Source organism: Parapontixanthobacter aurantiacus (assembly GCF_009827635.1).
Classification (GTDB): domain Bacteria; phylum Pseudomonadota; class Alphaproteobacteria; order Sphingomonadales; family Sphingomonadaceae; genus Parapontixanthobacter; species Parapontixanthobacter aurantiacus.
Window position 1 is genome coordinate 1648005 of sequence record NZ_WTYW01000001.1, and the last position, 14894, is coordinate 1662898.

Below are 14894 nucleotides of genomic sequence, written 5' to 3' on the forward strand. Positions count from 1 at the left end.
AAGCCGTACCACGAAGAATATGAGATAGGCAGCTCGCCGTCTCCCTTGCGTGCATTCTCTTGGAATGTTCGCCGGGCTAGAAGTGAACTTTTCGCACGTCCCTAACAGGGAAGCGCTCCCTGTTATCGGTCCCTAAACAGGGAAACCTGTCAAAAAAATTCCTAGGTTTGAAGGATCCGCCCCGGCTCTGCTGAGATTGGCGGCGCATCGCTAGCTGCTAACGGCTTTTAACAGGGAAGGGATTATCTGGAAACAGGACTGCAATACTAAGGCTTCGACACTACACGCACATCTTTCGTCAAATTTATCAATGACTTGATCGAAAAAATAGTTTGACCAACTCTTACTGGTCCGCTTATATATTCCTCGACGTCGTTGATATTGTCCCGCACGGCGTCAGCAGCATCTTCGGTCATGTCCGACCCTCGAAGCAGCAAGACAATCGAAAGCTTGATTGAGCCCTTCTGAAAGAGGGGCGTCTTGTTGCCGGGCGAAGGAATTAATGATGAAGAATAAGGCCACCGTTCGCCACCGAACCCGTTCACCTTCCCGTTGCGAACCCAGCGAGCAATCGAGTCGATCTCAAGTCTTGACCAATGATCCGCACAATGAGCTTGCACTGAAGATCGATAGTGTTTCGCCCAGCGATCTCAAACCGCCGCAGCGCCGTCTTAGGAAAAACTCGCCCCGGCAAATGGCCGCGCTCCGCAGCTCGATAAGCGAGTTCGGCTTCATCGGTCCGGTGCTGATAGATCGGGATAATCGTATCGTTTGCGGCCACGCACGTTGGCTGGCGGCAAAAGAGCTGCAACTCGAGCGTATTCCTATCATACGCGCTTCGCATTTAACCAAGGAACAGCTGCGCCTCTTTGCGATTGCTGAAAACAAGATTGGCGAACTGGGTGAGTGGGATCAAGACATTCTCAGCATCGAGCTGGGCGAACTTTCGCTTAATGTCGATATCAACTTGGAGCTGACCGGTTTCGCGATAAGCGAGATCGACGACTTGCTTATCAAACCGCAACATCGAGAGGAGGAGGAGGAGGACCGGTTCGATTCTCAGCATCACCAACCGGTCGCAAAAGCCGGAGATTTGTGGCATTTGGGAGAGCATCGTTTGCTTTGCGGAAGCGCCCTCGATCGTACGAGCTATTCGGTGCTGCTTCCTGGAGGTGAAAAGGCGCAGATGGTTTTCTGCGATCCGCCCTTCAATTTGCCGATGAAATCGATTTCCGGGAAAGGCAAGACGATCCACGACGAGTTCAGTTTTGCCTCTGGTGAAATGAGCCCTGAGGAATTCGCTAATTTCCTTGAAAGCGCGTTCAATCTCATGGCAGAATACAGCGCAAATGGAGCCATCCACTACCAGTGCATGGATTGGCGGCACATGAGTGAAATGCTCGCCGCTGGCAAGGCCGCTTATTCCGAACTTAAGAATGTGGTCGTTTGGGATAAAGGAAAGGGGGGCATGGGGGCCTTTTATCGCTCGCAACACGAATTGATTTTTGTTTGGAAGGTTGGAAGCGGAAAGCACATCAACACGTTCGGGCTTGGAGAAACCGGGCGCTATCGCACCAATGTGTGGTCCTATCGCGGCAACAACACCTTTCATGCTAATCGCGATGCTGAGCTTGCCATGCATCCGACGGTCAAGCCGATTGACCTTATTGCAGATGCGATCCGCGATTGTTCGCGCCGCGGAGGAGTCATTCTCGACGCATTCGGAGGGTCTGGGTCCACTCTTATCGCGGCTGAAAAGGTAGGGCGCCGCGCTCGACTTATCGAAATTGAACCGATCTACTGTGATCGCACTATCCTGCGTTGGCAGAATGCTACGGGAAAGAAGGCGGTCCTGGCCGCGAACGGTGAAGCATGGAGTAACGTTGCGAAAACGCGCGGCATTGAACTCGAAGCACCTATTGATGAATGGGGGAGCCCCAAACCTGAGACCCATATCGAAGACGGGGAGACGGCGTAATGGCTAGACCGTCCAAGACCATCATGATTCCCGGTAAATCTAACGAAACGCCGACTGAACCGAAAGTGGGACCCGGGTATCCTCCTAAGGCAACTCGTTTCAAGCCTGGCCAATCGGGGAATCCTAAAGGCCGCCCGAAGAAAGATCGTTCTTTCGTAAAACGGATTGAAGCTGAACTCGACAGCGAAATGCAGGTCGAAGAAAATGGAGTAACAATCAAGCTTTCCAAGCGCGAAGTGTTGGCGAAGCGAATGGTCAATGATTCGCTTAAGGGTGATCCCCGCATGCTCAATGCGCTTCTTAAGTTTTTGCCCGCCGAAACCACCAGTGCTCAAGACGAGGTCGAGGTAGTTTCGCGAGATGAAGTAATCGCTTTCCTGGCGCGTCACGGGAAACCGAGGTCGTGAATAAATTGTCTGAAGCTGTTTCGATTCCCGCAGCGATTTGGGATGCGATGACCAATTTGGATTTTCTCATCTTCTTGCGTCGAGTGATGGCCGAGATCGAGCCAGGGACGGAATATGAAGAAAATTGGCATATCCAAGCCATTGCCGATCGACTGAAGGCTGTAGAGGAAGGCGCATGTAAGCGTTTAATCATCAATCTACCGCCGCGCCATATGAAGACGATCATCGTTTCGATCGCGTTCGCTGCTTGGATTTTAGGGCACGATCCAACTCGTCGGATCATTTGCGTGACTTACAGCCATGATGTAGCAAAAGCGCAAGCGAGCCAGTTCGCTCGCATCGTGCGGTCCCCCTGGTTTCAGCGTTCGTTTCCCAAATGCCAAGGTGTTGCGCATAATCGCTTGACCGAATGGCAGACGACTGAAGGCGGTTATCGCCTCGCGACCTCCGTCGAAGGGAGTGTTCTGGGTCGCGGGGGCGACTACATCCTTCTCGATGATCCTAACAAGGGTCAGGAGATTTTTTCCGAAGTAGAGAGAAAAAAAGTTCAGGCGTCTTGGGATAATGTCATTTCTACCCGGCTCAATCATCCGAAAAAAAGCGTCATTATCTGTGTTATGCAGCGCTTGCATGAAGAAGACCTCGCCGGCCATATGATGACGCAAGAGCAATACGAGCATCTTGTGATACCCGCGATTGCGCCCGAGAACGAGCGCTGGTGCCTGGCGAGCGGCGACGTACACCGTCGTAAAAAAGGGCAGGTTATTCAGCCGTCGCGGATGGGACTGGAAGAGCTTGATCGACAGAAGGGAATCATGGGCGGTCTTGCCTTCTCCGCACAGTACCAGCAATCCCCCGTTCCGGACGATGGCGTGGTCATCCGCCGGCAATGGTTGCGTTATTATGAAGAAGAACCTGCGGAATACGAGCGAACCCTCGTAAGTTGGGATACGGCATCAACGCTCGGCGAAAATAGCGATTGGTCGGTTGGTACGGTCTGGGGACTCAACCAAGCCCATGTCTACCTTATCGACGTTATCCGAGTGAAAGAAGAAAGTCCTGAGCTGATCAAGCTCGTAGAAGAAACGCATCGACAATTCGCTGCCGACCTTACGATCGTAGAGGATGGCGATCTTGGTCGTGCGGTGGTGCAGTCTCTGCGACGGACCTCCAAATTTTGTAAGCCGAAAGTCTACAAGCCGCGCTATGATAAGATCGCGCGCATGCAATCGCGCGCAGTAATGTTCGAGACTGGACAAGTTTTGCTTCCTAGGGAGGCGGATTGGTTGGCCGTTTATCAGCACGAATTGCTCGGCTTTCCGAACACCCGACATGATGATCAAGTGGACAGCACCAGTATGGCGCTTGATGATTTTCAGCGGTATTTCGCGCGTCGTCTGGAGGCCGAGCGCCCCGCGCCCCGGAGGAACACGGAATGGGCGCGCCCGATGGGGGTGGATAGACGTCTAAAGTAACGGCAGATAGGCCACTAATTCCTAGCAAGCCGCACGATATGCAGGGTTTTTGCTTTTCTAAAACGTTATGAATTGTGAGGATCGTTCCGGTTGATCGTAGCTTAGATTTTATCATGCGAACGACATCCGGCTATGCTATGTCCGAACCGGCGACCCATTTGAGGTTAATTTTCGTGAGCCGCCGCGCAAACGCACAGGATGCTCCAGACTTTGTCTGATCGACCCGATATATTCCTACCTCCGATTAGTCGCGCTTGTTTCAGGTAAGCATAGTTTCCATCTTTACGATGCCGCCTACGCTATCGAATGGATTGCCTCCTGATCGTTCCATGACATGGGGATCGCTCCTTTCGCCAGGATGGTCACACCATTCATTTGCGACGGCTGTTCTCCCTTCAGCATTTTTTCGATGATTTTTGGCGAGAGAAAAGACAATCGGACAACTCTAGTGATGTAGGAAGCGGTAACCTTTTCTTTCCGCGCTAATGTAGCAATATCCATTTGTCCCTTCTCTAATTGGCGCCACCAAACACGAGCTTGGGCGAGAAGGTTGAGAAGAACCGGATCGACTTTGGAGACCATAACTTCGCCGCGTTTATCGATAAGCCTTAGGGAGTTACTGTTACGGACAAGACGCATGTCATTTGTAAGAGATGTCGTCGTTCGACCATTACAATTTGTTCCAAGTCCAATAAGCAGGCTCAAAACCGAGAGCGAAAGAATTATCTCAAGATGTTCGAGATGGATGATTACCCGCCTTATAAGCTTGTAATGCTCTGGGTTTGAAAGACTGTTGCAAAGCACTTCGCTTGATTGTCGAACTCGCTCGATCGAGGTACAGTCTAACGGCAATCCAACTTCGCTGAGAACGGCGATTGGATCTGACAAGAACTGGGAGACAGTTTTTTTAACCAACTGTTCAAGTTCATCAGCTGGAAGACGCGACGGCATCTTGCCACTTTTTCGCTGACCCGTTTTTTGAAAATGTACAGACCTTTTAACGTAGTAGTAAAATCTCTTTTCAACAGAACGATATCTCCTACTATTGGGTTTAGAGGTATGAACTGGGATCCATGGTTCGCCGCTCTCATCAAACAATAATCCCCCTAGAAAGCGCGATGACGCCTTGCGATTAGCGCTCTGCCCCCGTGTATTTTCTGCAAGTATTGATTGAACATTATTCCATACATCAGAATCGATTATTGCCTGATGCCGTCCTTCATAGATGGCCTTCTTATGACGTATCTTGCCGCAATAGATCGGATTTTTGAGAATTTGGTACAATTGTCCGCGAGTAAAACTTCGGCCACCGATTGTACCACCGTCCTTTTTAATTCGAAGCGGTGCGGTGACGCCTTCGGCGGAAAGTTCGTCGAAAACTAGTCGCACAGCTTTAAGCGAAAGATAACGCCGATAGATATCGCGGATCAGTCTTGCGTGGCCCTCAACAATCCGGAGACTGTTATTTCCATCTGGCTCATACCCCAAAGGCGCTATCCCACCCATCCACATTCCTTTGGCCTTACTTGCTGCTATCTTATCCCTAATCCTTTCGGCTGTGATTTCTCGCTCAAACTGGGCAAAAGACAAAAGCATATTCAGGGTCAATCTTCCCATGGAAGAGGTAGTGTTAAATGCCTGTGTTACTGAGACAAAACTCACATTTGCTGCGTCAAAAATTTCGACGAGTTTTGCGAAGTCTAATAATGATCGGGTCAGCCGATCGACCTTGTATACGACGACGATATCAATCCGGTTTTTTGCGACATCGGATAGCAGACGTTGCAAACTCGGCCGTTCAAGCGTTCCGCCCGAAACCCCGCCATCATCGTAATGCGCCGATAGCAGCTCCCAGCCTTCCGACGCTTGGCTGGCTACATAGGCGGCGCAAGCTTCGCGCTGCGCATCGAGCGAATTGAAATCCTGAGCGAGCCCATCTTCAGAAGATTTTCGAGTGTAGATCGCGCAGCGAACCTTGCCGGATGGATCATTGCCCATCCAACGCTCCCTTCTGCCTTAGGCCAAAGAAAGCCGGACCCGACCATCTCGTCCCGGTTATTTGACGCGCAACGGCGCTTAGAGAATGCCACCGCTGGCCGTTCCAATGAATTGTTCCGGAATTATCGATCGTTACTATATATGCATTACCGTTCCATTCCCGCCTTAACTGGACGTCCGCTGTAGTATTGCGCTTATCCAATTTACTCTGAGCCAAGCGGTCGAGTGTATCTTCAGCTTGCTGAGACAGTCCCCCAAAGGCATGGATCTGCAACTCCCGAGCGATCGCCATGCGTAACATTACGGCGCTAATGCGTGGAATTTGCCGACAAGTCAGAGTTGCCCATTTCACCCTAAGCTGCTCTAGCGACAAATCCTCCAGCGCGGCGAGATCTTTGCTTAACCCCGCATCGGTTTGGTTGGTTTTCATTAGCAGAATCCTAAATTTAATGAGTTCCAATTTTCGGGCTCACTAGTGCGCTTCTCTCATTCTTGTTGGACAGCGCTGCTTTCCTAACCCTGGCCCTAACTAACGCTCCGAATCGATATATTGTCTATAATATTATTGGTGTGAAGCCATTATTATTCATATGAATCCGCAATACTCCTTGGTAGATTTCCCTCGGTGGCCTATACTTGGCCCAATTTGAATTCTTATTAGACAGACAGGGATTTGATATGCCATCATACTACTTTTCCTTCCCTCGTTAGCGAAGAAGGATAAACTTCCTGCAAAAATTTCGATCGATAAATAAAGGTGAACTGAGTTAATAAAAGTAGTTAGGCTATATCTTATAAAAGTTCCTATTTTTCTTAATATCAACAGGTTCGATAGTGCGTTTCTGATTAAACACGATGCTATGCGCTTGGTGTGCTGCTGAATATTCTACCGTCGCTTGATCAGACATTGCAGATCACGGAAAATACTGGGTCAAAAAATATCATCGCTGAGTAGAGAGAAGGTTAAGGGCTTGGTAAACAATCATATCTAAATGAAATGGATGATCGCTCGCCCAACTCGCCTTGCATTCTGGTCAAGGAAACACAGCGAAAGCACCTGCCAAAGCCCGGCGAGCGCAAGCGACGACGTTGAACGCGCAAGTCGGCTTATGACTTACGCCGAAAAGTTCGAGGATCGTTGGTTTTGGGAAACCGATTCTGAAGGTCGACTTACTTATTTATCAGAAAGCGTGTCTGAGCAGATCGAGGCTTTTGGCATCCGCACAATCGGCGAGCCTCTAGCAAATGTCTTTAAGCTCGATCAAAGCGAATACGAGCATGCCCGATCCCTACAGTTTCATCTTGTTTCTCGCACTCCGTTCGCCGGTTATCCTGTTCGTGGCCAAAAGGGCTTAAGCGAGAGCTGGTGGTCTATGTCCGGCCGACCGTGGGTCGACGATTTCGGACAGTATCGGGGGTTTATCGGTTCGGGAACGGACCTAACTAAAAGCCGGAAGCAAGAGGCAACGATCAAGCGTCTGGCGTTAACAGATAGTCTGACGGAACTCGCGAACCGTCAACGAATGCAGGATACTCTGAACGCATTGCTCGAGGCCAGCTCGAATGGAGGATCAACCCCGTCGATCCTGCTTCTCGATCTTGATGGCTTTAAAGCGGTCAATGACACCCTCGGGCACCCCGCCGGAGATGCCCTCCTGGTCCAAGTCAGCCGACGTCTTTTAAAGGCAGTCGGTCAAGCGGGGATCGTTGGCCGCCTAGGTGGAGATGAATTCGAAGTCCTGGTCCCTGCTTGTGATGACCGAACAATACTAAGCGAGTTGGCTAGTAAAATTATAGAAAAAGTCTCGGAGCCCTATTTGCTTAACGGATGCGCAGCTACCGTAAGTTGTTCCATTGGCATCTCGGTCGCTGATGAATCCGATCCGAAAGCCGAAACGTTGATCCGCAATGCCGATATCGCATTGTATGCTGCCAAGGACGGTGGACGGGCAACTTATAGGTTCTACGAAGAGCAAATGCTTGCGCGGGCTAAATGGCGGAAAGAGTTAGAAGATGATCTTAGGCTGGCGTTGAATGCCGACCAACTCGGTCTCATTTACCAACCAATCGTCAATACGATTACAGAAAAGCTTGTGGGCTTCGAGGCGCTCTTGCGATGGGAGCATCCTACCAGAGGGGCCGTCAGTCCGGGTGAGTTCATTCCCATAGCCGAGGAGAGCGGGCTAATTCAACAAATCGGGCAATGGGTTCTACGAACAGCGACCATGGATTTGGCCCGTTTTCCCGAAGATTTGAGAGTCGCTGTCAACGTTTCTCCGATCCAGTTTTCAAACCCTGATTTGTTAACGATACTGACCAACGCATTAGCCGAAAGCCAAATTTCGCCCGATCGGCTCGAGCTTGAGATAACAGAAAGTGTTTTCCTCAACGACGAAGATGCTTCGAGAAAAACTTTCGCAGCGCTTAAGTCGCTTGGCGTGCGACTAGCCCTCGACGATTTCGGAACTGGATATTCCAGCCTTGCCTATCTTAAAAACGCGCCATTCGATAAGATCAAGATCGACCAGAGCTTCGTTAAAGGGGCCATCGACCCAAAAAGCAGAAATTCCGCTATCATCGAGGCCATTGTCTCACTTTCACGGACTTTGGGAATGGAAACGACAGCCGAAGGTGTGGAGCATCAAGATGAAATCGAACTGATCCGGAGCCTAGGGTGCAGTCATATTCAAGGCTACGTGTATGGACGTGGCGCGCCGATAAACCAGCTTTTGCCCGCCTTGGCGACCGGTTCAAGAATCGTTCGCCCTATCGGCCCAAAGCGTAGCCGTAGCCGGCGAGCCAGCTTGCTTCGGTCGGGAAAGCTAGTTGTTCATGAGGAGCCTCAGACAGTACGTATCCGAAACATTTCGGAGACCGGCGCCCTAATTGATGACGCGGAATTCAATGAACAGATGGTCGGCGTCAAGGTACTTGTCGAGGCACTCCAAGATGAACTGCGCTGGGCTGAAATACGTTGGGTGGAAACCAAAAAGGCCGGTATTGAGTTTTGCGAACCGATCGATCGAAAAGTTTTCGAAAGCAACTTTCTACAGTTCAATAAGAAATAGTCGAGTTAGACCTAAATCTATAGATATCGGACTAGACCATCTTCGGTTACGTTAAACCTGGTATATATCCGCTGACTTTAATGAGTGTATTCAACAAAAAGCAGATGGATAAGCCTCCACCAATACGAGAGAAATATTATCCCGCCCGTCGCGCTTGAGGGCATTTTCCAATAATCTATCTGCGCGCGCTTCGATCGATTCATCGTGTTGCATGTCATTTGCTGCCAAAGAACGAGAAAGTCCATCCGAGCAGAGAAGCAGAATATCGCCGGGGAAAATGCCAAGCTGTCGTTTCTCTAATTCAACTTGGTCTCTGACGCCCAAAGCCCGTGTGATGATATTGGCTCGCGGATGGTGGGCAGCCTTATGAGCAGCGATCTCACCTACATCGACCAATTCTTGTACGAGGCTGTGATCTCGCGTTAATAGGTTCAAACGACGATTTCGGATCAAATAGGCGCGACTATCTCCTGCCCACCAAATCTGCGCCTTGTCATTAGATATCCTCAAAACGACAATGGTTGTTCCGCTAGTCCCACCAGCTTGTCGCAGTATTGCAGTGTTCGCGCACTCAATAGTGCGCGAAACATCTACGGGTTCACTTCGCGTTTCTAAACGTGCAAGATGCGCGATAACGGTTTCTGCAGCAAGACTACCGTTAGCATGACCGCCCATTCCATCTGCCACGGCCCAGATGCTAGCGTCGGTACGATCGAGAATACGGTCTTCGTTCACGACACGTAATCGGCCGACATGACTGCGACTGGTACAGCGAATATTCAACGCGGATGTTGGACGCGCCACTTTCCGCTGTCGAAGAAAATTGCTTAGTCGCATTGTTCGGCCACCGCCGCATCACCAGCATCATCATAAGCGAGGACAAAGGCTCGATCCAGCTCGCCCGAACGTCCTTCATCGATCTCCAAGCGAAGCGAAGCGTGACGCTTGCAAAGTTCCGCCAATATTGCAGACGAACGCGTTGCGAAAAAGCGCTTTCGACAATTATCAGAACCATCAAGGGAGTTTGGATTCAGATGTTCGATTGCCGCACGGAGGCTTCCCTGGAGACCCGCAAACGTAGCCATCAGATGTAACTTTACGTCGCGGAACGACGACCGCAACGCAGCTGGGCCGGACATAAAACCTGTCGTTTCGGCGAGTAATAGATCAATCGCCAAGCGCTGCGACGGAGCCCATTTGAATGGATTATTATTTTCGCAAGAAATAGTTGTACGGTTGATTTGATAACGCTGCCGGGCAGTATCGCGTTCAGCCATTAAATCGCCGATGCCCAGCACCATTTGTCGATATAGGCCCCCTGCTCGCCGCATGATCTCAGATGGATCTTCGCTAGAGAGCAACGATGGATCTAATTGCGCGCCTTCGCAAAAAGCCTCTAGCAACGTGCCGCTTCCAGGCGCGGAAGGCGCTAAAGGTTCCTCCCACTCGCTGGGGACGGAGAGCGATTGACCCAACGGGGGGGTCAAAACCATTGTCCGATCCCCTGAAGCATTCGGCGAATTCGCAAGGGGTGCTGGGGCTACAATTATGAGGAAACTCCCAAGTCGCAATGAAGCAGGTAGCGACAGAAGTAGCTCTTCCTCTTCCGGATAGCGGGTTCCGCCGTAATCATCAAAAACACCATTTGATCCCGTCACGAATAATGATACGCCCTCTTCAGTGACGCATAATTGGCAATGGTAGCGAGACACTTCGCAATCTGGATCAGGAATATTCCAGTCCGCTTTGGCATCGCGTCCAATCGAGAGATTTCCCGAAGCCAAAAGACGTGCATCGATCGGTTGAGCTGCATCATCGGCATGAAAAAGCTGAAGCATGTACATCGCGTCGCTCCTAAGCGGCAATTCGCGTAGCTAGTACCGAAGTTTCTGATGTTGTTGACGGTGTTACCGCGGATTGATCGAGCGATGCTGCTGCCCGGTTTAAAGCATCGAAAGCGTCGCCCACCTCATCTCGCCGTCGATGCGAAATGCGCGTCGTCAGATCGCCCGACGCTAATTCATCAAGAGCCTTACATAAGCGTCGCAAGGGTCGCGCTACCATGGCACCGCTAAAATACCCGATGAGAAGAACAACCGCCATGATGGCGGTGGAAAGGGTCGCAAGCAAGGTCTTCGATGCCGCAAGAGCGGCGTCTAAGGCATCGCGCTTAAGAACGAGGTCTAATGTTCCGAAGCGGACGCCCGCATAATCGACGGGATGAACGAAGCGCAGTCCGCCACTATCTGCATCTAAAGCGTTCGTTACGCGGCGGTTGTTTTGCTCCATGACGGTCGTTTCAGCCGATGGTGGTTGATAGCGCTGATCGATGAGCTGCGGATTGTTCGATGCGCGAACGATGCCCTCCGCGTCAGCAATAACGATTCCTTGTATATCTTCGTCATGTGCGGCGGATGTCACGAAGGCCTGAAGCGCAGTCCAATCCTGTTGCTCAGGGGGAAGACCAGCGTTCTCGACAATTTCCACGGCCGCGTTGCCGGTAACAAACCTTGCAATGCTATTTCCAGAAACGGCCGCTATAGTTTCAAGCGTCTGTTGTTGTCGTTGTAGGATAACGGACACGCTCGCAGCCAGCACTATGGCAGTGAATAATGCCAAGGCGATGGAAAACCTGAATCGCAGAGACAATTTCAATGGCGTCGAACCCGCTTCGCGTTCGTCGTCTAACTCTCGCTCGAGCGCGGTTACAAGCGCGGCGCCATCAGCAAACCGGTTCTCGGGCTTTTTCGCGAGAAGCCTATCAATAATGCTCCGAAGCCCCTTGGGGCAGTCGGCAGCTACCTCACCAATCGGTGCAACCTTGCCCTGTGAAATTTGAATGGCTAGCGCTGCCAGTTCGCTTCCGGGGAAGGCCGGTCGACCGGTCATCATCTCGTAAATAACCGCACCCAATGAGAACAGGTCCGATCGAGCATCTACCGTTAGGCCGAGCGCTTGTTCAGGGCTCATGTAACGGGGCGTACCGATCAGCTGCCCAACCTGAGTTTTTTCTAGCGCGCAGGGATCTGCCTCAGCGATCCGTGCCACTCCAAAATCGAGAAGTTTAAGGGTGTTCCCGTTATGCGACAGCAAAATATTTGCCGGTTTCACATCCCGATGTACGATCCCCATAGCATGAGCATAAGCGAGGGCTTGCGCCAGCTGTAATGCCAAACGCAGGGTCTTTTCATAGGGCATTCGTCCATGAACTGCGATCCATCGATCAAGCGGTTGCCCTTCGATCAACTCCATCGCAATATAAGCGATCCCGTTCGCCTCGCCAACGTCGTAAATGGTAGCGATGTTTGAGTGGCTTAGAGCACCCGCCGCCCGAGCCTCCTGCAGGAAGCGAGCGTTGATATGCGTATCGCTGGCGAATTCTCTTTTGAGGACCTTGATCGCAACCGTGCGTCCGATCTCCGGGTCTTGCGCGCGATAGACATCCGCCATTGCGCCTTCGCCCAGCTTGTCCTCTATTCTATAGCGACCGAGCTCTTTAATCATTCGGTGTGCTTTCTATAAATTCAGTAGCCCCATCATCACACCAGCTATTCCTAACGTCGAAGTCTTATTAACCGATTACTTCCGAGCCCTTACGGTCGCCGCGATCAGCTCAGCTCGGCGGAGGTCGGCTGCGATCGCGGCATTGCTGGGCTCAAGAGCTGCCGCCCGACGAAGCAAAGTAAGCGCACGCGCTACCTCGCCTTGGTTCAGTGCGACTAATCCTGCAGAGCGAGCACGCCCGGCAGCCGCTGGATCACCGACTTTGTGCTCGGGCTTAGCCTTCTCCGCTTTGACGGGCTCGGACACCTCTGCTCGCTTTCGCGCAGGGGGCGGTGATGGATCTGTACGACGTGGCTGATACTGGCGCGTAGAAGCTTCGACCTGGCGAGCCTGGCCTGGTATCCGCAATTCTGTTCCCGCTTGGAGAGCCGACGGCACGTCAATGCCGTTGTATTTCGCAAGCTGATACGACTTTAAGCGGTTCCCTAAGAAGCGCTCGGCCAATTCGATCATGGTATCGCCGCTTCGGGTGACATAACCAAAACTCGCTGGACCGAGATCGGCCTTTGCATCGCCTTCTATCCCTTGGAGCAGCACGTGAAGCGATGGTTCCGTAGGATCACGCTTGAGCCCCTTTGTGATTAATCGCTTCGCCGAACGAGTCTCACCCTGATCGAGCAATGCCTCGATGTGCGCAATCTCTTGCGATGTGATTTGCTGGTTGGTGGATGCCGAAGCAATCGTCTTGGGACTGCTTGAACAAGCGCCAAGCATCAACGCCGCTATAAGACTCAGAGCGAACCTTTTGTCTCGCAGAAGCATAATTACGCATATGTCCTTTCATAGGAACTTTGGTCGCTAAGCTGCAGCAAATTCAAGAGACCCTCTCTATTCTTCACAAAGTCTAAGAAGCGTTGACTTGTAAGCGGAGGGGAAAAATAAAACCCCTGAAACAGACGGCAGCCGTGGTCACGCAGCCAAATAAACTCTTCTATTGTTTCGACGCCCTCAGCCAAGACATTGATTCCCAAGCCCCGACCCAAGGTTAGGATGCTTGCGCAGATCGCCTGGCTTTGACGAGATAAATGCACATTGGTTACGAACGTTCGATCGATCTTTATTTTATCAAAGCCAATCGCGGTAAGCGCTTCAAAACTTGAATAACCAGTTCCAAAATCATCAATAGCGAGTCGAATTCCATTTGCGCGCAAGGCTTGGCTGAATGCTGCCGCCCCATCACCTTTCGCGAGCGCTACACTTTCGGTCAATTCTATCTCGAGTGCCTCGCCGTCCACATCATTCCTCGCTAGAGTACGCTCGATCAGTTGCGGTAAGTTGGCAGCTTCGATTTGATGACCCGAGACGTTTACGGCGATCCGTAAATCATGTCCGTTTTCGCGCCATAAACGAGTTTCTCGTAATGCGCGGTTCAGCGCCCACGATCCTATTTCCTGCGAAAGACCGACGGTTTCCATGACCGGGATAAAGCATGCCGGCGAAATGTCGCCGCGTTCTGGATGGCGCCAACGGAGCAAGGCTTCAGCGCCGCAGACACGAGCGCTTGCCGCATCGATTAATGGTTGAAAGCGCATGTGCAGCTGATCTTTCGCCACGACTTGGCGCAAATCCTGCCCGATCTGAAATTGTTCCTCCGAACGAACTTTGTGATCATCGCTTACGATGTTCTCGTTTGCACCTCGCGGAACCGAAGCAAAGGAGGATAAAGTTTGCGATAGAAACGCTTCGGGAGTATGCAACGCAATGTCGAAACGGTTGATACGAAAAGCGATTTCAGGAATTATTTCTCGTTCATCGTCGCGGTAACAATCGCTTAAAGCGTAAGCGAGCGCACGGATTTCGACAGTCGCTGATGATGCTTCGACATCAGATCCCAGCCAGACCGCGACATGTGCTCTATCGAGATGAGCCAGTATTCGATCAGCAGGCATCATCGTAGCCATTCGCTCAACCATCGCTATCAGGAAACGGTCGGCCAATTCAGGATCAAACGCGCAAAGGCGATCGTAATCCTTGAACGCAAGCACACCTATCGTGCCCGCACGATCTGCCCTTATCCTATGAATGAGAGGTTCCCGCGTAGGAAGACCTGAAACCGTGTGCGTTGGAAGGCGCGGTTCAGCTAAACTGGCGGTTTGGATCAAGGCGGTGACCACGCGCTCAGCACGAACAATAAGCGTTCCGGAATGACAATGCCCAACGAGGACTTCAGCCTTCTCGACCGCTCGGCGAAGCCGAACAATTCCCCGCATGAGTACCGCGAGGAGCAGACCTGCCATTCCCGTTATGGTGATAGAGAGTAGGAACAGGCCCATTTCGCAGCTTCGCTAATCCGTCGTCCCTACTGAGGTCTAAAGCATCGTATTAACAGTGAAAGATTGAAAAAACTTAAAGGTTATTGGCACAGGTTAAAAAAATCAGGGATTTGCGTTGTAAGAAACTCTCG

11 protein-coding genes are annotated in these 14894 nt (G+C 51.3%); 4 read left to right on the forward strand and 7 right to left on the reverse strand.

The annotated features are described in order from the left end of the window. Positions 1-502: 502 nt before the first annotated feature. Genes GRI38_RS08040 through terL form a run of 3 tightly spaced genes read left to right on the forward strand, consistent with a single transcriptional unit; the run spans position 503 to position 3860 of the window. Entirely contained in the window at positions 503-1978 is a 1476-nt protein-coding gene (locus GRI38_RS08040) for a site-specific DNA-methyltransferase (protein ID WP_237487386.1), read from the forward strand. Then, positions 1978-2385: a DUF5681 domain-containing protein gene (locus GRI38_RS08045; RefSeq protein ID WP_160682320.1), complete on the forward strand. Its 408-nt coding sequence runs from the start codon at positions 1978-1980 to the stop codon at positions 2383-2385. The genes GRI38_RS08040 and GRI38_RS08045 overlap by 1 nt, the downstream gene beginning before the upstream one ends. Then, positions 2382-3860, forward strand: coding sequence for a phage terminase large subunit (terL, locus tag GRI38_RS08050; RefSeq protein ID WP_160682321.1), 1479 nt, complete (start codon positions 2382-2384; stop codon positions 3858-3860). Before GRI38_RS08045 ends, terL begins: the two co-directional genes overlap by 4 nt. Positions 3861-4154: 294 nt before the next feature. On the opposite strand, the gene GRI38_RS08055 is transcribed toward terL, so the two are convergent. Further along, entirely contained in the window at positions 4155-5858 is a 1704-nt protein-coding gene (locus tag GRI38_RS08055; protein ID WP_160682322.1) for a recombinase family protein, read from the reverse strand. Beyond that, positions 5848-6288, reverse strand: coding sequence for a DUF2924 domain-containing protein (locus tag GRI38_RS08060; RefSeq protein WP_160682323.1), 441 nt, complete (start codon positions 6286-6288; stop codon positions 5848-5850). The genes GRI38_RS08055 and GRI38_RS08060 overlap by 11 nt, the downstream gene beginning before the upstream one ends. A 679-nt stretch (positions 6289-6967) precedes the next feature. On the opposite strand from GRI38_RS08060, the gene GRI38_RS08065 reads away from it, so the two are divergent. Continuing rightward, positions 6968-8926: a putative bifunctional diguanylate cyclase/phosphodiesterase gene (locus GRI38_RS08065; protein WP_160682324.1), complete on the forward strand. Its 1959-nt coding sequence runs from the start codon at positions 6968-6970 to the stop codon at positions 8924-8926. A 90-nt stretch (positions 8927-9016) separates the two neighbouring features. Here the strand turns inward: GRI38_RS08065 and GRI38_RS08070 are convergent, their stop codons facing one another. The 5 genes from GRI38_RS08070 to GRI38_RS08090 form a co-directional block, all read right to left on the reverse strand. Beyond that, positions 9017-9661 (reverse strand): protein phosphatase 2C domain-containing protein, encoded by a 645-nt coding sequence (locus GRI38_RS08070; RefSeq protein ID WP_160682325.1) that lies wholly within the window; start codon positions 9659-9661, stop codon positions 9017-9019. A 92-nt stretch (positions 9662-9753) separates the two neighbouring features. Then, the gene (locus tag GRI38_RS08075; RefSeq protein ID WP_160682326.1) at positions 9754-10770 is read right to left on the reverse strand and encodes a type VI secretion system-associated FHA domain protein; all 1017 of its coding nucleotides are present in this window, start codon (positions 10768-10770) and stop codon (positions 9754-9756) included. 10 nt (positions 10771-10780) lie between these two features. Beyond that, positions 10781-12430, reverse strand: a complete 1650-nt coding sequence (locus GRI38_RS08080; RefSeq protein ID WP_202389859.1) for a protein kinase domain-containing protein — start codon at positions 12428-12430, stop codon at positions 10781-10783. 75 nt (positions 12431-12505) lie between these two features. Further along, positions 12506-13252, reverse strand: a complete 747-nt coding sequence (locus tag GRI38_RS08085; protein WP_160682327.1) for a LysM peptidoglycan-binding domain-containing protein — start codon at positions 13250-13252, stop codon at positions 12506-12508. Positions 13253-13254: 2 nt separating this feature from the next. Next, positions 13255-14763, reverse strand: coding sequence for an EAL domain-containing protein (locus tag GRI38_RS08090; protein WP_160682328.1), 1509 nt, complete (start codon positions 14761-14763; stop codon positions 13255-13257). Positions 14764-14894: the final 131 nt, after the last annotated feature.

Coding starts and splice junctions, on each gene's coding strand:
- GRI38_RS08040 (WP_237487386.1), top strand. CDS start 503: ATGATGAAGAATAAGGCCACCGTTCGCCACCGAACCCGTTCACCTTCC.
- GRI38_RS08045 (WP_160682320.1), top strand. CDS start 1,978: ATGGCTAGACCGTCCAAGACCATCATGATTCCCGGTAAATCTAACGAA.
- GRI38_RS08055 (WP_160682322.1), bottom strand. CDS start 5,858: ATGGGCAATGATCCATCCGGCAAGGTTCGCTGCGCGATCTACACTCGA.
- GRI38_RS08060 (WP_160682323.1), bottom strand. CDS start 6,288: ATGAAAACCAACCAAACCGATGCGGGGTTAAGCAAAGATCTCGCCGCG.
- GRI38_RS08065 (WP_160682324.1), top strand. CDS start 6,968: ATGACTTACGCCGAAAAGTTCGAGGATCGTTGGTTTTGGGAAACCGAT.
- GRI38_RS08075 (WP_160682326.1), bottom strand. CDS start 10,770: ATGTACATGCTTCAGCTTTTTCATGCCGATGATGCAGCTCAACCGATC.
- GRI38_RS08080 (WP_202389859.1), bottom strand. CDS start 12,430: ATGATTAAAGAGCTCGGTCGCTATAGAATAGAGGACAAGCTGGGCGAA.
- GRI38_RS08085 (WP_160682327.1), bottom strand. CDS start 13,252: ATGCTTCTGCGAGACAAAAGGTTCGCTCTGAGTCTTATAGCGGCGTTG.
- GRI38_RS08090 (WP_160682328.1), bottom strand. CDS start 14,763: ATGGGCCTGTTCCTACTCTCTATCACCATAACGGGAATGGCAGGTCTG.